This is a genomic window from Mycobacterium shunyiense (assembly GCF_058270035.1).
Map to the genome: position 1 here is coordinate 712,694 of NZ_JBZDPT010000047.1, position 18,374 is coordinate 731,067.

21 protein-coding genes are annotated in these 18,374 nt (G+C 67.5%); 9 read left to right on the top strand and 12 right to left on the bottom strand.

Features of this window, described 5'->3' with window-relative positions:
* Positions 1–103 precede the first annotated feature (103 nt).
* Positions 104–1,507, bottom strand: a complete 1,404-nt coding sequence (locus AC4ELS_RS30610; protein ID WP_448447209.1) for a DUF7159 family protein — start codon at positions 1,505–1,507, stop codon at positions 104–106.
* 211 nt (positions 1,508–1,718) lie between these two features.
* Here AC4ELS_RS30610 and AC4ELS_RS30615 point away from each other — a divergent pair, with 211 nt between their 5' ends.
* Positions 1,719–3,176, top strand: a complete 1,458-nt coding sequence (locus AC4ELS_RS30615; RefSeq protein ID WP_499050696.1) for a peptide MFS transporter — start codon at positions 1,719–1,721, stop codon at positions 3,174–3,176.
* Here the strand turns inward: AC4ELS_RS30615 and AC4ELS_RS30620 are convergent.
* Positions 3,170–4,123, bottom strand: a complete 954-nt coding sequence (locus tag AC4ELS_RS30620) for a threonine ammonia-lyase (protein WP_499050698.1) — start codon at positions 4,121–4,123, stop codon at positions 3,170–3,172. The two genes, AC4ELS_RS30615 and AC4ELS_RS30620, sit on opposite strands and share 7 nt — an antisense overlap.
* Before the next feature lie 38 nt (positions 4,124–4,161).
* On the opposite strand from AC4ELS_RS30620, the gene AC4ELS_RS30625 reads away from it, so the two are divergent.
* The 3 genes from AC4ELS_RS30625 to AC4ELS_RS30635 are packed head-to-tail and all read left to right on the top strand — an operon-like array spanning position 4,162 to position 5,197.
* Positions 4,162–4,584 (top strand): acyl-CoA thioesterase, encoded by a 423-nt coding sequence (locus AC4ELS_RS30625; protein WP_055114403.1) that lies wholly within the window; start codon positions 4,162–4,164, stop codon positions 4,582–4,584.
* A gap of 49 nt (positions 4,585–4,633) precedes the next feature.
* A complete protein-coding gene (locus AC4ELS_RS30630) occupies positions 4,634–4,846 on the top strand; it encodes an Rv3202a family protein (RefSeq protein ID WP_064879944.1) in 213 nt (70 codons plus the stop codon).
* A gap of 18 nt (positions 4,847–4,864) precedes the next feature.
* Positions 4,865–5,197, top strand: coding sequence for a hypothetical protein (locus tag AC4ELS_RS30635; RefSeq protein WP_448447201.1), 333 nt, complete (start codon positions 4,865–4,867; stop codon positions 5,195–5,197).
* On the opposite strand, the gene AC4ELS_RS30640 is transcribed toward AC4ELS_RS30635, so the two are convergent.
* The 3 genes from AC4ELS_RS30640 to AC4ELS_RS30650 all read right to left on the bottom strand — a co-directional run bounded on the left by AC4ELS_RS30640 (position 5,139) and on the right by AC4ELS_RS30650 (position 7,552).
* On the bottom strand, positions 5,139–6,041 hold the full coding sequence (locus tag AC4ELS_RS30640; RefSeq protein WP_499050701.1) for a cytochrome c biogenesis CcdA family protein: 903 nt from the start codon (positions 6,039–6,041) through the stop codon (positions 5,139–5,141). The genes AC4ELS_RS30635 and AC4ELS_RS30640 overlap by 59 nt on opposite strands.
* A gap of 9 nt (positions 6,042–6,050) precedes the next feature.
* Complete coding sequence (locus tag AC4ELS_RS30645) at positions 6,051–6,497, bottom strand: protein disulfide oxidoreductase (protein WP_499050845.1); 447 nt, start codon at positions 6,495–6,497, stop codon at positions 6,051–6,053.
* Positions 6,498–6,670: 173 nt separating this feature from the next.
* A complete protein-coding gene (locus AC4ELS_RS30650; RefSeq protein WP_448447197.1) occupies positions 6,671–7,552 on the bottom strand; it encodes a TIGR03854 family LLM class F420-dependent oxidoreductase in 882 nt (293 codons plus the stop codon).
* Positions 7,553–7,638: 86 nt separating this feature from the next.
* Here AC4ELS_RS30650 and AC4ELS_RS30655 point away from each other — a divergent pair, with 86 nt between their 5' ends.
* Complete coding sequence (locus AC4ELS_RS30655; protein ID WP_499050704.1) at positions 7,639–8,079, top strand: DUF6188 family protein; 441 nt, start codon at positions 7,639–7,641, stop codon at positions 8,077–8,079.
* 17 nt (positions 8,080–8,096) lie between these two features.
* Here AC4ELS_RS30655 and AC4ELS_RS30660 read toward each other — a convergent pair whose 3' ends face one another.
* Entirely contained in the window at positions 8,097–8,570 is a 474-nt protein-coding gene (locus AC4ELS_RS30660) for a hypothetical protein (protein ID WP_064879934.1), read from the bottom strand.
* 178 nt (positions 8,571–8,748) lie between these two features.
* Here AC4ELS_RS30660 and AC4ELS_RS30665 point away from each other — a divergent pair, with 178 nt between their 5' ends.
* Positions 8,749–10,041, top strand: coding sequence for a cytochrome P450 (locus AC4ELS_RS30665; protein WP_499050707.1), 1,293 nt, complete (start codon positions 8,749–8,751; stop codon positions 10,039–10,041).
* Here AC4ELS_RS30665 and AC4ELS_RS30670 read toward each other — a convergent pair.
* The 4 genes from AC4ELS_RS30670 to AC4ELS_RS30685 all read right to left on the bottom strand — a co-directional run bounded on the left by AC4ELS_RS30670 (position 10,034) and on the right by AC4ELS_RS30685 (position 14,108).
* Entirely contained in the window at positions 10,034–10,420 is a 387-nt protein-coding gene (locus AC4ELS_RS30670; RefSeq protein ID WP_448447191.1) for a cupredoxin domain-containing protein, read from the bottom strand. The two genes, AC4ELS_RS30665 and AC4ELS_RS30670, sit on opposite strands and share 8 nt — an antisense overlap.
* Before the next feature lie 71 nt (positions 10,421–10,491).
* The gene (locus tag AC4ELS_RS30675) at positions 10,492–11,910 is read right to left on the bottom strand and encodes an APC family permease (RefSeq protein ID WP_448447189.1); all 1,419 of its coding nucleotides are present in this window, start codon (positions 11,908–11,910) and stop codon (positions 10,492–10,494) included.
* Positions 11,911–12,015: 105 nt separating this feature from the next.
* Complete coding sequence (locus AC4ELS_RS30680; protein WP_064879928.1) at positions 12,016–13,122, bottom strand: glycosyltransferase; 1,107 nt, start codon at positions 13,120–13,122, stop codon at positions 12,016–12,018.
* An 83-nt stretch (positions 13,123–13,205) separates the two neighbouring features.
* Positions 13,206–14,108, bottom strand: coding sequence for a dienelactone hydrolase family protein (locus AC4ELS_RS30685; RefSeq protein ID WP_448447188.1), 903 nt, complete (start codon positions 14,106–14,108; stop codon positions 13,206–13,208).
* A gap of 67 nt (positions 14,109–14,175) precedes the next feature.
* Between AC4ELS_RS30685 and AC4ELS_RS30690 the strand changes: the two genes are divergently transcribed.
* The 3 genes from AC4ELS_RS30690 to AC4ELS_RS30700 all read left to right on the top strand — a co-directional run bounded on the left by AC4ELS_RS30690 (position 14,176) and on the right by AC4ELS_RS30700 (position 17,441).
* On the top strand, positions 14,176–15,102 hold the full coding sequence (locus AC4ELS_RS30690) for an SDR family oxidoreductase (RefSeq protein ID WP_064879924.1): 927 nt from the start codon (positions 14,176–14,178) through the stop codon (positions 15,100–15,102).
* 100 nt (positions 15,103–15,202) lie between these two features.
* On the top strand, positions 15,203–16,993 hold the full coding sequence (locus tag AC4ELS_RS30695; RefSeq protein ID WP_499050710.1) for an N-acyl-D-amino-acid deacylase family protein: 1,791 nt from the start codon (positions 15,203–15,205) through the stop codon (positions 16,991–16,993).
* Positions 16,994–16,997: 4 nt separating this feature from the next.
* Positions 16,998–17,441, top strand: a complete 444-nt coding sequence (locus tag AC4ELS_RS30700) for a nuclear transport factor 2 family protein (RefSeq protein ID WP_064880003.1) — start codon at positions 16,998–17,000, stop codon at positions 17,439–17,441.
* Positions 17,442–17,451: 10 nt separating this feature from the next.
* On the opposite strand, the gene AC4ELS_RS30705 is transcribed toward AC4ELS_RS30700, so the two are convergent.
* Together AC4ELS_RS30705 and AC4ELS_RS30710 are read right to left on the bottom strand one after the other, a co-directional pair.
* Positions 17,452–17,838, bottom strand: coding sequence for a VOC family protein (locus AC4ELS_RS30705; RefSeq protein ID WP_413784894.1), 387 nt, complete (start codon positions 17,836–17,838; stop codon positions 17,452–17,454).
* A 34-nt stretch (positions 17,839–17,872) separates the two neighbouring features.
* Positions 17,873–18,355, bottom strand: a complete 483-nt coding sequence (locus AC4ELS_RS30710; RefSeq protein ID WP_064879916.1) for a carboxymuconolactone decarboxylase family protein — start codon at positions 18,353–18,355, stop codon at positions 17,873–17,875.
* Between the last annotated feature and the right edge of the window lie 19 nt (positions 18,356–18,374).

Here is an 18,374-nt window from a genome sequence, read left to right on the forward strand (position 1 = left end):
TGGCGCAGTGGGTTGCCCATGGTGAACTCATCGGCCGGGCAACTCAGAATGTTTCACCGCGCCTATCGGCGCCCCGGCATGAGTCTCAGCAACGTCACAGCGCTCAGGGCGCGGGGGGAACCGGCACCGGAGGCTCGGCCGGGGCCGGCAGCTGCTCAGGTGCCGGTGGCGCCACTTCTGTCGCGGCCGGGGCCGGCTCGGCCGCGGCCGGTGCCGGTTCGGTCACCGGAGCCTGTGCTGCCGTCTGTTGCACCGGTGCCGCCTCTGGCGGCGCCGGTGGCGCTGAGGGCGCCACCTCGGGGGCCGGCGGTGGGGGCGGTGTCACCTCCGATGGCGAGGACGGTGGCGGCGGCACCTGGCTCTCGGGCACGGGCTGTTGGCCCGGTTCCGCCGGTGGCACAGCCGGGACTTGTTCGGGCAACGGTGGCGCCTGCTCCGGCGGCACCGCCTCCAGCTCGGGCGCAGGAGGCGCCATCAGCTCGCCGGTGTTCTCGGGTGGCGCCGTGGTGGATTGATCGACGACGTGCTCTGGCGGGGCGTCCTCTACCACCGGTTCGAGCACCGGCGGGGCTTCGAGGGGCGAGGCCGGGGGCACCGGAGACGTGACCGCCGAGGTCTGCTGCACGGAGGCCGAATCCCCCGATGTGCTCACCACCGGACGCGTGCTCTTGTGGGGTGTCGGCTCCGAACCGGGCAACAGCTGCTGGCCGATCGCGAGGGAGAGCGACACGGCGAAGGCCAGCACTCCACCGACCAATATCGCCAGGGGCGTCAATTGCTTTGGGGGCCAGCGCCATCCGGCCTTGGCCGCGCTGTCGTCGGATGCCCATCGGCTCCTGCGTACCGCAGCCAACGCGGCTCCCCTGGCCAACGGCAACCCCGGTTCGGCAGGTGTGAAAACCGGCACAGCCAGTGCCTGCTCCAGTTTCGGCAGAACCGAGTCCAGGTCGACGGCGGACCCCACGACGACCAGCGCATCAGGGCGCGGGTCCGCCGCATCGAACATGTCTGACAGCCAGGTTGTCAGGCCGGCCACGGTTTCGATGCCACGGCTGACCGTGGTCTGCACCGGACTGTCGCCGCTGACGGTCATCGCCTGTACGACATCGGGTTCCAGCACACATACGCCGGTCGTGTCGAATCCGACGATGCCGGCGACGCGCCGAGCCAACGCGTCCGTCGCGTGCGGCAACCGGACCGGGATCACATCGGCGAATCCGGCGTCCGTGAACTTCTTCAGCAGCACCGCGGCCTCGGCGGCCGCCCCCGAACTCCACGTGACGCCGATGGCTGCCAGCCGCAAACCACGTTCTGCGGCAACCCTTTCGACACGCCGAACCGCCTTCACGACGTCGGCGCAGATGTCATCGGTACGCGCGGGTGCAAGGCCGCGAATGTCGAGCGCCTCGTGGTCAACGGTCGCTCCGTCGGCCTCGCAGCCCTCGACCAGGACCAGACCGACGGTGGACGGTGTCAACGACACACCGAGCACCGCGTCCACATGCACCCCCGAAAAGTGTGGCCGTCGTCCAAACGTTTCACGGTGACATTACCCGGTGGCAGCTTCATTCCCATCTCCTGCACCACCGGTGACCTTTCACCACGTGCGACGAAATGTGCTGTGCCGCAGAATCGCCAGTACACAACGCAGTCATAGTTTGCCGTCCGGCCCGTCAATTTCGGTCGACCGGTCCGTCGGCATGGCAAGGTGGTGACGCATGCAGGAAGTCCAGAATTCTCCGCGACACCGGACGTTCTTCGGCCAGCCGCTGGGACTGGCCAACCTGTCCGGGGTGGAAATGTGGGAGCGTTTCTCCTTCTACGGGATGCTCACCATCCTCGGCTACTACCTGTACTACGTGGCCGCCGACGGCGGGCTCGGGTTGCCCAAGACCACCGCCACCGGGATCGTCGGCGCCTACGGCGGTCTGGTCTATCTGTCCACCGTGCTGGGTGGCTGGGTCGCCGATCGCGTCCTGGGCATGGAGCGCACGGTGTTCTACGGCGGAGTGGTCGTCATGGCCGGCCATATCGCTCTCGCGGTCATTCCGGATCTGGCCGGCGTCGGTGTCGGCCTGGTGCTCGTCGCGCTCGGGTCCGGCGCACTCAAGGCCAACGCATCCTCGCTGTTGGGCACGCTCTACGCCTTGAACGACCCGCGCGCCGACGGCGGCTTCACGCTGTTCTACCTCGGCGTCAATCTCGGCGCCTTCGTCGGACCGCTGGCCACGGGATTGTTACAGACACACGTCGGCTTCCACTACGGCTTCGGCGCCGCGGCGGTCGGTATGGCGCTGGGGCTGGCGCAGTACGTGATGTTCCGGCGCAACCTCGGAAGCCACGGACGTGTCGTGGCGAACCCGTTGCCGGCGCGGTCCATCCGAAAGGTGCTCGCCGTCGTGGCGGCGTCGGCTGTGGCCGTGGGCGTGCTGTTCTCGGCACACCTGGTCAAACTCGCGAACCTGTCGCAGATCACCACCGCGGTGATCGCCGTGGCCTCGGTGCTGTATTTCGCGGTCATGCTGACCAGCGCCAAAGTGTCAGACACCGAACGGATCCGGGTCCGGGCCTTCATCCCGCTGTTCATCGCCAATGCGGTGTTCTGGTCGCTGTTCCAGCAGACGTTCACGGTGTTGGCCGTCTACTCAGACGAGCGGGTCAACTGGTCTCTCTTCGGCTGGACCGCGCCGTCGAACTGGATCGGGTCGATCGAGCCCGTCTGGATCATCCTGCTCTCGCCCCTGTTCGCGGTCTTGTGGACCCGGCTGGGCAACCGGGCGCCGACCACACCGCGCAAGTTCGGCTACGGGGTGATCGGGATGGGCGCCGCATTCCTGCTGTTTCTGCCGACAGCGCCGCACCAGGGCAAGGTGGTGCCCGCGCTACTGGTCGCAGGCATCATGGTGGTGTTCGCGGTGTCCGAGCTGCTGGTGTCACCGATCGGCCTGTCGGTCACGACAAAGCTTGCCCCAGAGGCGTTTCGGGCCCAGATGATGGCGCTGTTCTTCTTCTCGGTAGGGCTCGGCACGGCGATGTCGGGGGTGCTGGCCCAGCATTACGACCCGGCCCGCGAATTCGCCTACTTCGGCACGCTCGGGGTGGTGGCGATCCTCACGGGTGTCGTGGTGCTGCTGGTGTCACCGCGGATCAGCAGGTTGATGGAAGGTGTTCACTGACTGTCCGAGAGGATCTCTGCCAGCAACGGTAGCGCTATGTTTCCACCGGAGACGATCGCGACTGTGGGCCCCGGCGGCGTGGCCGCCGTGCGATATCCGGCCAGTGCCACGGCACCGCTGGGTTCGGCCACCAGATGTGCTTCACGCGCCAGTTCCCGTACTGCCGAACGGATCTCGTCCTCGCTCACCGTGATCACACCGTCGAGTACCCGTTGCAGGTGAGCGAAGGTGAGCTCCGACGGCGTCGCACGCAAGCCGTCGGCGATGGTCCGGTTACGCTGCGCTACAGGCCATTCCACCAGGTGGCCGGCGGCCAGACTCTCCGCGGCGTCCGCGGCGAGTTCGGGCTCCACGCCGAATATCTTGGCCCGCGGGCACAACGCGCGGATCGCGGTGCCCACCCCGGAGGCCAGACCACCACCACTGATCGGGATCAGGACTGTCGCGACCTCGGGCAGATCCTGCGCGATCTCCAGGCCGATCGTGCCCTGTCCCGCGATCACGTCGGGATGGTCGAACGGCGGCACCAGAACACCGCCGGTGCGCTCGACCAGTTCGGCGGCGACCGATTCACGCTCCCCCGCCCCGCACAACACGACCTGCGCCCCGTGGCCCCGGGTGGCCTCCACCTTCACGGCCGGGGTCTCCTCGGGCATGACGATGTAGGCGGTGACACCGAACGCCGCAGCCGCATACGCCACAGCTTGGGCGTGATTGCCGCTGGAGTAGGCCACCACTCCGGCTGCCCGGACCTCGGGAGCGAGCCGACCCAGCGCGTTGAACGCGCCGCGGATCTTGAAGGCGCCGATCGGTTGCAGATTCTCCGGCTTCAGCCACAACGGACGGTCAGCATCTGACCACCCGGCCGCCAGCAGCGGGGTCCGCACGATGTCGGGGGCTATCCGCCGGGCGGCGGCGTCGATGTCGTCGAGGGTCACCAGGTTCACCGGGCAAGTGTCTCCCGACGGTCGGTTACGGTGCTGACGTGACCCAGTACAGCTTCGGAATCGTTCCTCGTTACGCCGAGATCGACCAGCAGGGTGTGGTGTTCAACGGCCACTACCTCACCTGGTTCGACGAGGCATGCACCGGGCTGTTCGACCACCTCGGCGTGAACTTCACCGAGCTGATCGCCAACGGCATCGACATGCAGGTGGTGCACACCGAGATCGATTTCCGGGCTCCGGTCCGGTGGCGGGAGCCGGTGCGGATCGCCGTCGGGTGCGAGCGCATCGGCACCACCAGTTTCACCATCGGCTTCACCGTGCTGGGCACCGACGCCACGGGCGACGAGCACGCCCGGGTGTGCGGACGGAACGTCTATGTGGTGGTCTCGACCGACGACTGGGCCAAGCGGCCGGTCCCCGAAGACATTCGCGCCGCGCTCACTTCCGTTGCCGGTCAATGATTCTTCCGTCCGGGCTGTGCCGGGATACCCGCGGCGGTAATGTCAGGCCATGACACACGCTGAGCGTGGTGAGTTCGCCGACGACGTCCCGGAGGCCGACGTCGTGGAACAACTGATACCGATCGGGGTCGACGACGAGGACGACGCGCTGTCGGAACTGCCCCGGGTGCGGATCTCGACGGATGCCGATGCCACCGAGGCCGACCTGATCGATCAGGCGATCGCCGTACCACTGGACGACGAGTCCGACTTCGACCGCTGACAGGAAGGATCCCCCGGCATGCGCCTGCCCGATGCCCTCGACAGCATCTCCACCGATACCGCGACCACCTCGCGGGTGTTCGGTGACCCGTACCTGACGCCCGATGGAGCGACGGTGATACCGGTCAGCAAGGTCCGGCACCGGTCCGACAGCGGGCGAACCAGCTCAAGACCGCTGGGGATTTTCGTCGTCAAGGACGGGAAACCCACCTGGGTGCCCGCCGTCGACAACACGCGAATCGCCTTGCTGGGTGAACTGATCGGGTTGGTGGCAGCGACTTTGGCCACGGCCGCTATGGTGCGTCGTCCGCCGTGGCCGGACGTGCGTGGCGAGTTCTCGCGGCGACTCTGACCCGCCGGGTACGCCACCCGAGTCCGAGCACGACCAGTGTCAGCAGGGCGAGCACCCAAGGCCATGCGCCGTGCCGATGTACCCATCCCGCCAGGGCGCCTTGGACGCGTCCGGCGGCTGCGATCACAGGGTCAGCGGGATTTCCTGCGGCGCCGAACAATTGGATTTCATACCAGCCGTAGTAGGCGACATAGGCGCCGACGGCGATCAGCAGGGCTCCGCTGATCCGGCTGATGTACGGGACGACGCTGCGCAACCGGTCGATCACGACGGTGCCGGCCAGCGCCGTGGCCACGGCCAGCACGCCGACGACGAGGGCGAAACCCCCTGCGTAGGCGCCGAACACCGCCACCCGGTGCAGTGCGGTGTGTGATTCGAGGGTGGCGCCGGTGACCGCCAGGAAGGGGCCCACCGTGCACGACAGCGATGCCAGCGCATAGCCGACGCCGTAACCGGCCATCGAGCCCAGCCGTGCGGTGGGCGCCCAGCCGGGGCGGCGCGCCACCGCATCGGGCAACAGCAACCCGAGCCTGCGACCGGCCAGCAACCAGACCCCCAGCCCGAGCAGGATGATCCCGATGACCAAGGTGACGTACGGAAGGTAGCGCTGCACCGTGTTTGCGGCGGCGACCGTCAGCAGCCCGAAGGTGCCGAACACGGCAACGAATCCGGCGGTCATCACGATAGTGGCGACCAACGCCCGTCCCAGCGCGTTCACCGGCCCTCGCGGCGAGGCGCCCCGCACCACCAGCGCCAGGTACCCGGGCAGCAGTGCAAAACCGCACGGATTGAGTGCCGCGACGAGTCCGGCGCCGAACGCCAACCCCACAAGGTTGTCTGGCACGCCGGGCGGCTAGCTCTTCAGGGCCGCGACCCGATCGGCCAGTTCCTGCTGCGGCATCGCCGACGTGGGGTTGTTGACGAACGTGGACGACCCGTCGGCGCGGTAGAAGACGTAGGCCGGCTGCCACGGGACGTTGTAGCGGGCCCAGATCGACCCGTCGGCGTCATTGAGGTTGGGGAAGTTGAGGTGGTACTTGCCGACGAACCCCTGCATGGCCCCGACATCGGAATGTGCCGCCACACCGACGAAGCTGACCTGTGGATTGGCCGCCGCGACCTGGCTCACCGATGGTGCCTCGGCATTGCAGAACGGGCACCACGGCGTCCAGAACCACAGCACTGCCGGCCGCCCGGCCAGGCTCGACCCGTTGAACGGGGCACCCGACAAGGTGGTGCCGGTGAACTGCAGCCGGTCGTCGGCGGCTGCGGTCGGCGCGAGCACCAGCGCCGACACCATCGCGATCGTGGACAGCAGGCCGGCCAGCACGGATATGACCGATGGGCGCAACTGCGGAAATCGAAGTCGCATCCTCATGACAGTCTCCTTCGCTCAGGGCGCAGCGCACGCTCGGCCTGCACATACCCCCTGACACGACTGTTGACACTCTCCGGTTCAAAAGCAGACCGGCCTCAGTCCTGCCGCGGCAACAGTTCGGTGGTGAACCGGTCCAGGAACGCGGCGCGATCGGTGGGGCCTGCCGCCCTGATCACGAACTTGGTCAGGCCGGCGGCCAGATAGCCGTCGATCTGGCGGTGCAGGTCGGGCCAGTCCGCCGCCACCAGTTCGGCCGGGTCGACATCGGGCCTGCGGCGACGCACCGCGGCGAGCAGTTCGGCCGGCAGTTCGCCGTCGCCCACCGCGAGGCTGATGCCGTAGTGGTCGGGTTCGATGTTCCGGTCCGCGGCCTCCGCCGCGAACTCGATGCCCCGGCGCGCTGCCCCCGCCTCGTCCGGGGTGAGGAAGCTGCCCAGCCACCCGTCGCCGAGTCGGCCGATGCGGGTCAGTGCGGCCGGCGCCGATCCCCCCAGCCAGATGTCGATGGGTTTGGCGGGAAGGGGCTGCACCTGTGCGGAGCGGACGGTGAAGTACTCCCCCTCGAACGACACGTCGTGGCCGCTCAAAACGGATCTCAAGAGCTCGAGCGATTCGTCGAACACCGCGGCCCGGCGGCGGTCGGGAACCACGAAGATGTCCCGCTCGGCGGGCAGTGCCGAATGAAGCCCGAATACGGGCAGGACCCGCTTGGGCGCGAGTGCCGCCAGCGAGGCCAGTTGTTTGGCCACCAGCACCGGATGACGGCCCGGCAGGATGGCCACCGAGGTACCGACCTTCAACCGCCGGGTACGCGCCAGCGAGTAGGCCATGCCGATGAACGGATCCACCGCCGGGGTGTAGACCAGTTCGGAGAACCACAGTGAGTCGACCCCGGAGTTCTCCAGGTGATCGACGATGCCGCCCAATTCGTCCGGGGCCGTGTCGGCGCCCACTCCCACACCGAACCGGACCTTCATCGGACGTTTCCCATGTCATCCATGATTGACGCAACACCGAGCGAGCGCCTCTTGTGCCCGGTCGTCCGGCGGTACAGAGTAAGACAATGAGCGAACAATGGATTCAAGGGTGCTTGGTCCAGCGGATCGCATTTCGCGATGGCCTGGTGCTCAACCTCGATGACTACAACGAACTGGTCATCTCGGTCCCGCTGGAACTGACGCTGCCGGCCATCGGTGCCGACGCCTCGGAAGTGGTGTCGCTGGACCCGCGGTCACTGCGTAACGAGGTTCGGCCGCTCTTCGATTTCGCGGGGCAGCGTTGCACACATGCGGACTGGGAGGACAACGGCAGCCTCCACCTGACCTTTTCCGACGGCCACCGCATCGATGTCCGGCCCGAGGAGAACCGGACATCGTGGGAGCTGTACGGGAAGTACCACGGCTACGCCGCGTGCCTGCCCCACGGGCGGGTCCGCGTCGTCCGTCACGATCAGGATGACTTCGATCAGGACGGTGACGAGGGACCCACCCGCGAAAGCGGCTGACCGCTACCGACGGCGCATCAGCCGACGCCGAGGATTGGGACCCAGACGCCGAACAGCCATACACCCCACTGCCGGAACCCGTTGTCCCACACTGGGTTCAAGTTGTATCCCCAGTAGTTGATGGTCGGTGGAAGCGGGCCGCCCCGCCATTGGAACGGCGGCGGTGGGCCCCACCCCCACGGCGGCGCGCCCCGGCGGTCGTCCCACCAGTCGTGCCGGTTGTTCGCCCACCACGGACCCTTGTCGTCCCAATGGTCGCGGCGGTCGAAGTCAGGGCCGCGATCGGGCCCACGCCCGCGACTGTCGAAGTCGCGATCATGCCCGGGCGGCCCACCGTTGCAGAACGGGAAACAGTCGTCGTTACCGTGCCCCGGCTTGAGCGGAGCGGGCACAGCGGGCGACGCCGACGCCACCGGGACCCCCAGTCCGGTGATGCCCATTGCGAACGCGCCGGCTGTCAGCGCTCCCGCCACGAACTTGGCCAGTTTCATACCTGAACCTCCTACAGTCTCGTGACCCCGGCGCCGGCCATCCCCCAATGGCCCGGCGCCGCAACGCCTTGCAACTCACCTGGCTGCGAGCGGCGAAACGTGCACCCCAGAGGGGTATCGCCACGGCTGATCCGAGCGTTACCCGTTTTCCGGGTCCGCGCGGCCCTACCCTGGCGGGGTGGGTATCGCACCGCGGATCAATGGGGCGCGTCCCGGCGACGCGCCGCGCTCGGAGATCGACCTCGGATCGTGGCAGTTCTGGCGGGAGGATGACGATGTCCGGGACGGCGCATTCGGTGTGCTGCGCCGGGAGGACCCGATCTCCTTCCACCGGGCCTGCGTCCTCGACGGTTCCCCGGAGAGCGCCGGGCACTGGGCGGTGACCAGGTACGACGACGTCTTCCACGCCAGTCGCCATCCCGACATCTTCAGCTCCGCCTCCGGAATCACCATCGGCGATCAAACCCCGGAACTGGCAGAGTATTTCGGCTCGATGATCGCGTTGGACGATCCCCGTCACACCCGGCTGCGCAACATCGTGCGCAGCGCGTTCACGCCGCGGGTGGTGGCGCTGATCGAGGATTCTGTGCGTGACCGGGCCCGGCGTCTGGTCAGTGACATGGTGGCCAGGAATCCCGACGGGACCGCCGAGCTGGTCACCGAGCTCGCCGGCCCCCTACCGCTGCAGATCATCTGCGACATGATGGGTATCCCCGAACACGACCACCAACGGATCTTCCACTGGACCAACGTGATCCTGGGATTCGGCGACCCGGACCTGACCACCGATTTCGACGAGTTCGTCACGGTCGCGACGGACATCGGCGCCTATGCGACCGCGCTGGCCGACGAACGACGCGCGGCGCCCACCGAGGATCTGACGACCAGCCTGGTCCAGGCCGAGGTCGACGGGGAACGGCTGACCTCGGCCGAGGTGGCCTCGTTCTTCATCCTGCTGGTGGTCGCGGGCAACGAAACCACCCGCAATGCCATCAGCCATGGTGTGCTCGCGCTCACCCGCTACCCGGAGCAGCGGCAGAAGTGGTGGTCGCGGTACGACGAGCTGGCCCCCACAGCGGTGGAGGAGATCGTGCGCTGGGCGTCGCCGGTGAGCTACATGCGCCGGACAGTCACCCGGGACACCGTGCTGGGCGGGACACCGCTGCCCGCCGGCGCAAAGGTGACGCTGTGGTACGGATCGGCGAATCGCGACGAGTCGAAGTTTGCCGATCCGTGGATGTTCGACGTCACCCGCCACCCCAACCCTCACCTCGGATTCGGTGGCGGTGGGGCGCATTTCTGTCTCGGAGCAAATCTGGCGCGCCGTGAGATCACCGTGGCGTTCGAAGAGCTGCACCGCCAGTTGCCCGACATCGTCGTGACCGAGGAACCCGACCGACTCCTGTCGCCGTTCATCCACGGCATCAAGCGCATGCCGGTGGCCTGGCCCAGCCGCGCAGCGTCTACTTGACGGTCAGAGTGCCCAGCATCGCGGGGTGATAGAGGCAGTAGAACGGGTACTCCCCCGGCTCCTGCGGAGCCGTCAGCGTCGCCCGTCCCTTGCCGTCGACGTGGACGTCGAACGCGCCCTTGGTCCTGGACGTCACCGAATGCTCGACCTCGTCCTTGTTGAGGATCGTGATTTCGGTTCCCGGCGCCACCGGCCCCAGTGCACTGAATCCCATACCTTCGATCGCGATGACGGGGCCGGTCGGCATGGCCGTCCCCGGACTGGTGGTGACCGCCTCGGAATGCCGGCCGTGATCGGATGGCGAATTGGCTTGCCCACAGGCAACAGTCGTGCCGGCGAGCAGGAACAGCGACACGACCAACACTGCGAGTCGATACATCCGGCACCCCCTGGGAATCGTCTGAGACCGCAGACAATTATCGGCCCCACCGAGGGTGCGATGTGCCGGATTCAGCCGACCCGGCGACCCACGGCCACACCGGCCGTGAACGCGGCGACGAGGACACCGATGATCACCCAGGCCAGCACGCTGGAACCGCCGACCAGGTCGTTCAGGTTGGTCAGGATCAGCACCAGTGCGCCCAGCAGCCCGGCCAGACCCAGCGCGGGGGCGACACGCACCCGCCACACTGAATGGCCGTGCCGGTCGCGTGCGAAGAAGACCAGGACCGCCACGCTGGTGGCGATCATCAGCAGCACCACACCGACCGTTGTCGCCCCGGCGAACCAGGTGTAGAACTGGGCGGCCGGGTCCAGCCCGAACACCACCGCCACGAGGACGCTGATCGCCACGACCCCGGAGATCCACAGCGAGGCCTGATGCGGTGAGCCGTGCCGATCGTGCGGTCGGCTCAGCCGCGCGGGCAGCACGTCACGCTGCGACAGCGCGAACACGTAGCGCGAGGCCACGTTGTGGAAGGCGAGGATGCAGGCGAACAGACTGGTGAAGTACAGGACCGTGATGATGTCGGCGCCCGCCGTGCCGATGTAGCGGTGCGCGGTGTCGCCCAGGAAGGTGGAGCCTGAGTCGGTGGCGCGGGCGACGGCCTGCTCGTCGCCCCAGCCCGAGATCAATGCCCAGCTGGTGACCGCGTAGAACACCCCGATGAGGATCAGCGCCAGGTAGGTGGCCCGGGGAATCGTGCGCTCGGGAGTGCGGGCCTCGTCACGGAAGATCGCGGTCGCCTCGAATCCGACATAGCTGATGATCGCGAACAACAACCCGATGCCCAGCGACCCGGAGAAGATCGCACTCGGGTTGACGATGCCCGAGGACAGGCCGTGCTCGCCGCCGTTGGCCACGATCACCAGGTCCAGCACCAGCACGATCGCGATCTCGGCGGTCAACAGCACGCCGAGTACGCGGCTGGACAGCTCGATGTTGCGGTATCCGAGGTAGGTGGTGACGGCGAAACCCACCGCGGCGAACGCCCACCAGGGCAGCGTCGGCCCACCCGCCAGCTCGACGACGCTCGCCCCCGCCGGGCCGAGCAGCCCATACACACCCGCCTCCAACGCCACGTAGCTGACCAGCGCCACGAATGCGATACCGATGCCGGCCGGCAGCCCGAGCGACTGACGAACGTAGGAGAAGAAGGCGCCCGCCTCGTCGACATACGGAGTCATCGCGGTGAAACCCACCGCGAACAGCAACAACACCAGCGTGGCTGCGATGAACGTGGCGGGGAATCCGGCTCCGTTGCCCGAGGCGATACCCAAGGGCACCACCCCGCCGATCACACCGAGTGGTGCGGCTGCGGCCACCACCATGAAAACGATCGAGGCCACTCCCAGGTTGCCGCGCAGTTGGCGCCCGGCCGCAGGCGGCGGATAGTCCAACGATTCTGGGGCTGTGGTGGTTTCGGACATGCTCGACCGTCCTTCAGGCAGCGTGCGCAAATATGACCCGCGGAACATAGGCCGGCACGGTGCCGCAGACCAGGTCTGGCGTCAGCGTGCGCAAAACCCGGCTTGTTACCCGGCCCCGAGCACGTCGAGCATTCCCGCCGCCGACCGCGGCCAGGTGAACTGCTCGGCACGCTGACGCGCTCTGCTGCGCCGCAGCGGTTCGGGCCGGCCGATCACGGAGGTGACGGCCTGTGCGATGGCACGTGGGTCGTTGTCGGCGGTCGCTCCGCTGTCGCAGGTGAGGATCTCGGCCAGCGCCGACGTCCGTGACACCACCGCGGGAGTTCCGCAGGCCAGCGCTTCCAGTGCGGCAAGACCGAACGTTTCGTGCGGGCCCGGTGCCAGCGCGACGTCGGCCGAGGCCAGGATGGTCGCGACGGTGTCGCGGCAACCGACATATCCGGTGAAGGCCACCGGCAACCCGCTGGCCTGTCTCTCCAGTCGGGCCCGCAACGGACCCTCCCCGACGACCACCAATTGCGCGTCTACGCCCGAATCACGGAGCGCGGCAACGGTATCGATGCTTCGATGAGCGTGCTTCTCCACCGACAACCTGCCGCAGTGCACCAGAAGGGTCTGCTGTGGCGCAGCCCAGCGCCTGCGCATCTCGGCGCACCGGCGCCGTGGGTGGAACTGCTCGAGGTCCACCCCGAGTGGCACGGTCGCCACATTGTCCGCACCGATGCGGTCGAACTCCTCCCGCGCAAAACCCGTCGTGCACACGACCGCGTCGTAGTTCGCCGCGGTGCGGCGGTTGGCGAAGTCCGCCACCATGACCGCCGCCGATCGCGGCAGTACCTGACCGACCAGCCGGTCCAGGCGTTCGTGCGAAATCATCACGGTGGCCACCCCATGCCTGCGGCCCCACGGTCCCAGCGACCGCAGGGTCAACCGGTCCGAAACCTCGATCGCATCCGGACCGAGCTGTTGAAGCAACGCGGTCACCGGGCCCGGCAGCACCGCGCGGTAGCCCGCGGTAAACGGGATGAGCCTGGCGGGCAGGGAAATTCGCACGACACCGCTGCCGAGGACGTGCCGCTGCGGATGTGAACCCGGAACGATGAGGTAAACCTCGTGGCCCAGCGCGCAGTACTCCGCGCCGAGGCGGTCGACCGCGGTGCGCAGACCACCCGATCGCGGGCCATAGAAGTTGGCAACCTGGACAACCCGCATGTCACGATGAGAACCGGGCCGCGTGTGCGGTCAACAACGACGCCGCAACCGGGGCCTGAACAGCCGCTGAACAAGCCCGGGGATCAGGCCAGATGCGCCCCGAACCAGTCCTGGATCCGGCGCCAGGCATCGGTCGCGGCCGCGGGGTTGTACCGCTCGCCGGTGTCGTTGAAGAACGCATGGTTGGCGTCGGGTTCGGTGATCAGCTCGTGCACCATGCCGGCGCGTTCCAACGCCGCGCGTACCGTCGGTTCACTCGCGTTCACCCGCTGGTCCAGGGCACCGTAGAACGCGAGGACCGCGGCATCACGGGAACCACTGAAATCCGGATCGTCGGGAGCCGGGCCGTAGAACGGCACTGCGGCGGCCAGCGCCGGCGTACCGGCCGCCAGGAGTCGCCAGACCAGCCCGCCGCCCATGCAGAAACCGACAGCGGCGACCTTGTGGCCCGGCACGCGGCGTTGTACCTCTTCGATGCCGGACAACAGATCGGCAATCAACTGCGGCGGCTCGATCCGACTCAACGCAGCGGTGGCACCCGCCGGGTCGGCGAACGCCGCCGTGCCGCCCTGGCCCGAGAGCAGATCGATCGCCAGTGCCGAGTACCCGCTACCGGCGAACCTTCCGGCCACCGAACGGATGTGGTCGGTGAGCCCCTTGTTCTCGTGGATCACCAACACCGCGCCTCTGGGTTCCGGCGCGGCGGCCCAGGCTCCCTGCAACTCCCCCGCCGGGCCCGACCAACTGACGGGCGTGGTGGGCAGCGCATTTTGCAGTCCCGGCGGCTGTGCCGGTCCCGGTGGCGCGCTGGGGGCGGTGGCGGGCGCCGGCTCCTTCGCCTCGCCGCAGGAGGCGATCAGCGAGGCTGCCGCGGCCGCACCGATTCCCAGCAGCGCCAGCCGGCGCAGCGCCTCACGACGCGACAAAAGTCCGTCGAGGTGATCGGTCGCGATTTCCTCGGCAATGTAGCGCTGAAGTGGAGTCACCTCAGCCAGTATGGGCTGAAATGCCGAACTGCAGCTATAGAACTGCGCGCGGCGGGATACTCATCGGATGGCCTGGACACCCGACCCGGAGGCGCTGCGCGGACGCATCGCCGTCGTCGCCGGGGCCACCCGTGGCGCGGGTCGGGGCATCGCCGCGGCTCTGGGCGAGGTCGGCGCGACCGTGGTGTGCACCGGCCGCAGCAGTAGATGCGGTAGCCGCGACTCCGACTATGACCGGCCCGAAACCATCGAGGAAACCGCCGAATTGGTCACGGAACTGGGCGGTTCGGGCGTCCCAGTACAGGTCGATCACCTCAGCGTGGCGCAAGTACGCAAGCTGGCCGGGCGGCTCAAGGCCGACTACGGCCACATCGACATCCTGGTCAACGACATCTGGGGCGCCGAGGTGCTCAAGGGACCGCCGGACACCTGGGGCCGGCCGATGTGGCAGCACGACCTCGACGACGGGTTGCGGATGCTCCGTCTCGGACTGGACACGCACCTGATCACGTCGCACTGCCTACTACCGCTGCTCGCCGACCGTCCTGGTGGGCTGTTGGTGGAAATCACTGATGGTACAACCGAATTCAATGCCGAGAACCCACGACTGTCGGTGTTCTACGACCTGGTCAAGAACGCGGTGAACCGACTGGCGTTCAGCCACGGGCACGAACTCGCCGCGTTCGGCGCCACGGCGGTCGCGGTCACGCCGGGATGGTTGCGCTCGGAGATGATGCTCGACAACTACGGCGTCAACGAGGCCAACTGGCGGTGCGCACTCGACCTCGCCCGCACCGACGGTTACCCGGCCGCACCGCCGGGATTCGCCGAATCCGAGTCCCCCCGTTTCGTCGGCCGCGGCGTCGCCGCCGTGGCGGCCGACCCGCACCGGGCGCAGTGGAATCAACGTTCCGTCAGCTCGGCCGCACTGGCGCGCCAATACGGCTTCACCGATCTCGACGGACGGGTACCGGATGCCTGGGCACCGCTATAACCCCTGGTCAGACCGCGCCGTCGGCGTTCAGTAGACATTTTTTCAAATCTGTTCACCATTTTCATTGACACTGCCACCAACGGGACTGTTCTATGACTGGGTGAGCTTCGACACAATCATTCGCAACGGCCGATGGTTCGACGGCACCGGAGCCCCGTCAGCGGTGCGCAACATCGGAATTCGTGACGGGCACGTGGTCACCATCTCCCCGGACCTTCTCGACGACACGGACTGCCCTCAGGTCATCGACGCCACCGGCAAGTGGGTCATGCCCGGCATGTTGGACATCCATACGCACTACGACGTCGAGGTCCTGGGCGGCCCGTCGTTGTCGGAGTCGCTGCGCCATGGCGTGACCACCGCGATGCTCGGGTCCTGCTCGCTGTCGACCGTGCACGTCGGCGGCGTCGACGCGGGCGACCTGTTCGGCCGGGTCGAGGCGATCCCGCGCGACCAGGTGATCGCCGCCGTCGACGACAAGAAGACGTGGACCACCTGCGACGAGTACGTGTCGGCACTCGAATCACTACCGCTGGGCCCCAACTTGGCCGCCTTCATCGGGCACTCCGACATGCGGACCGCGGTGATGGGACTCGACCGGGCGACCCGCAAGGATCAGCGACCGACGGCAACCGAACAGGCCCGCATGGAGCAGATGCTCAAGGAGGCCATCGACGCGGGCTTCGTCGGGATGTCCTCACAGCAACTGCTTTTCGACAAGATCGACGGCGACACCTGCCGATCCCGCACGCTGCCGTCCACCTACGCCAAGTCCCGCGAGCTCCGCCGGCTCAAGTCGATGCTGCGGCGCGCCGGCCGGGTGCTGCAGTCGGGTCCCGATATCCAGAATCCGCTCAACCTGGCCTCGCAGGTGGCCCAGTCACTCGGCCTGTTCCGCAAGCAACTGAAGACCAGCCTGCTCTCGGCTGCCGACATCAAGGCCAACCCTTATGCGATCTGGATGATGGGCCCACTGGCCAAGGCTGCCAATGCGCTCGGCGGCAACTTCCGCTGGCAGCATCTGCCGGTGCCGTTCGAGGTGTATGCCGACGGTATCGATCTGGTGGTGTTCGAGGAATTCGGTTCCGGCGCAGCGGCTCTGCATCTGCGTGACGAGGTCGAGCGCAACGAACTGCTGCGCGACGAGTCCTACCGGCGCAAGTTCCGCAAGGACTACGACAGCAAGTTCGGCGTGCGGGTCTGGCACCGGGACTTCTTCGACGCCGAGATCGTCGCCTGCCCTGACGAATCCGTGGTCGGCAAGACGTTCGGCCAGGTCGGGCAGGAGCGCGGCGAACTGCATCCGGTCGACGCCTTCCTGGATCTGGTGCTCGAGCACGGCACCGCGCTCCGCTGGCGGACCACCATCTCCAACCACCGTCCCGAGGTGCTCAAGAAGCTCGCCCGGGATCCGGGTATCCAGCTCGGCTTCTCCGATGCCGGCGCCCACCTGCGGAACATGGCCTTCTACAACATGGGACTGCGCCTGCTGCGGCACGTCCGCGACGCCGAGCAGGCCGGTACGCCGTTCATGTCGATCGAGCAGGCCGTGCACCGGCTGACCGGTGAACTCGCCGACTGGTACCGGATCGACGCCGGCCATCTACGCATCGGGGACCGCGCCGATGTGGTGATCGTCGATCCCGAGCACCTCGACGACTCGCTCGATGCGTACGCCGAGGAGACCGTCGACCAATACGGCGGGCTGTCGCGCATGGTCAACCGCAACGACGACACCGTCACCGCGGTGCTCGTCGGCGGACGCACCGTGTTCGCCGACGGTGCGCTGACCGACCTGGTGGGCCAGCAGCGCACCGGCCAGTTCCTGCGGGCCGCGCACCGCGTCCCGTCGATCTCCGCCGAGGATGGGAAGTTGACCAGTGTCCGTTGAAGACATCTCGATCGAGGAAACCGTCCACGGCATGTGGAAGGCCCTGTCGGAACGCGACTGGGACCTGCTCAAGACATACCTGTCGGACGACTGCATCTACCTGGACATGCCGGTAGGCGCAGCCGCTGCCGCCAGAGGCCCGGAGGACATCGTCAAGCGGCTCAAGATCGGCCTCGAACCGCTTGCGTCCTACGAGAACTTCCCGGGCCTGCTGGTCGATAACGGCCGTGATGCCATGTACGAACACCACGAGGAATGGCACTGGGCCACAGGCGAATCCGCTGTCCTCAAGTTCGTCACGGTGCACCGGGTCGAGAACGGCAAGGTGACGCTGTGGAAGGACTACTGGGACATGGGCGCCCTGGCCAACCACGCCCCGCCGGACTGGCTGGACAACTTTGCCACCGCCGACATGTCGTGGGTGTTCGACGCCACCGGGCTGGTCTGACCGCAGCCGCTCAGTCGATACCCCACACCAGGCAGAACGGGTGGCCGGCCGGATCCCGGAACACCCGGAACAAGGTCTCCCCGACGGCATCGGTGACGCGGGTTGCGCCCAGCGCCAGCACCTGGCGCTGGGCGACATCCGGATCGTCGACCTGGATGTCCAGGTGAATCTGCTGCGATCCCCGCGGATCGGGAAACAGCGGCGGCTCGTGCTGCGGTGAGTACTGGCAGGCGAGCCGCCGGCCCGCCGGGTCGGTGACGACCACCCACGTGTCGTCCTCGGCGGCGACGTCGCCGCCGAGGACTTCGGCGTAAAAGGCCGCCAGCGCACGAGGATCCCGGCAATCCAGCACGATGGAGCGAAGGCTTCCGATCATGGCATGCGGTATTGCCGTCACGAAGCCTGCGTAAACCGGGCCGTGATCGCGCGGGTTACAGCGTGATCCTGCAGGTTTGACCGATGTCGAGGGTCCGCAGCATCCGGCCCATGCCCAGCCACATCGCACACGACAGTGCCAGGTCGGTGAGCAGTTCGGCATCGAACTGCTCATTGGCGCGATCCCAGAAGTCCTCGTCGTCGCGCAGTCCGGTGTGATCGCTCGCGAAGCGCTCGGCGAACTCGGCGGCGATGCGCTCCTGCGCGCTGTAGCCCGGCCAGGTCCGCCACTCGGCGGCGTGGTCGTAGAGGTCCTCGTCCACTCCCGCTGCGGCGCCGTCGGAGTCGCGGGTGTTCTGGCACACCACGCACTCGTTGTTGAGTGCGATCACCATCCGGGCGAGTTCGCGCACCCGGAGGGGCAAGCGGCCCTTGGTGTACACCGCGTTGGTGAAGTTGGCCATCGCGGTGCCGATCTCGGGAGACTTCAAGATCCAGCCGGCCACGTCGTCGTCGGGAAATTCTCCGATTCGGCTCATGGCCGAATCGTACGCAGAT

Coding starts and splice junctions, on each gene's coding strand:
- AC4ELS_RS30615 (WP_499050696.1), top strand. CDS start 1,719: ATGCAGGAAGTCCAGAATTCTCCGCGACACCGGACGTTCTTCGGCCAG.
- AC4ELS_RS30630 (WP_064879944.1), top strand. CDS start 4,634: ATGACACACGCTGAGCGTGGTGAGTTCGCCGACGACGTCCCGGAGGCC.
- AC4ELS_RS30635 (WP_448447201.1), top strand. CDS start 4,865: ATGCGCCTGCCCGATGCCCTCGACAGCATCTCCACCGATACCGCGACC.
- AC4ELS_RS30645 (WP_499050845.1), bottom strand. CDS start 6,497: ATGGTGTCGGCGCTGGTGCTCGCGCCGACCGCAGCCGCCGACGACCGG.
- AC4ELS_RS30650 (WP_448447197.1), bottom strand. CDS start 7,552: ATGAAGGTCCGGTTCGGTGTGGGAGTGGGCGCCGACACGGCCCCGGAC.
- AC4ELS_RS30655 (WP_499050704.1), top strand. CDS start 7,639: ATGAGCGAACAATGGATTCAAGGGTGCTTGGTCCAGCGGATCGCATTT.
- AC4ELS_RS30660 (WP_064879934.1), bottom strand. CDS start 8,570: ATGAAACTGGCCAAGTTCGTGGCGGGAGCGCTGACAGCCGGCGCGTTC.
- AC4ELS_RS30670 (WP_448447191.1), bottom strand. CDS start 10,420: ATGTATCGACTCGCAGTGTTGGTCGTGTCGCTGTTCCTGCTCGCCGGC.
- AC4ELS_RS30675 (WP_448447189.1), bottom strand. CDS start 11,910: ATGTCCGAAACCACCACAGCCCCAGAATCGTTGGACTATCCGCCGCCT.
- AC4ELS_RS30680 (WP_064879928.1), bottom strand. CDS start 13,122: ATGCGGGTTGTCCAGGTTGCCAACTTCTATGGCCCGCGATCGGGTGGT.
- AC4ELS_RS30690 (WP_064879924.1), top strand. CDS start 14,176: ATGGCCTGGACACCCGACCCGGAGGCGCTGCGCGGACGCATCGCCGTC.
- AC4ELS_RS30710 (WP_064879916.1), bottom strand. CDS start 18,355: ATGAGCCGAATCGGAGAATTTCCCGACGACGACGTGGCCGGCTGGATC.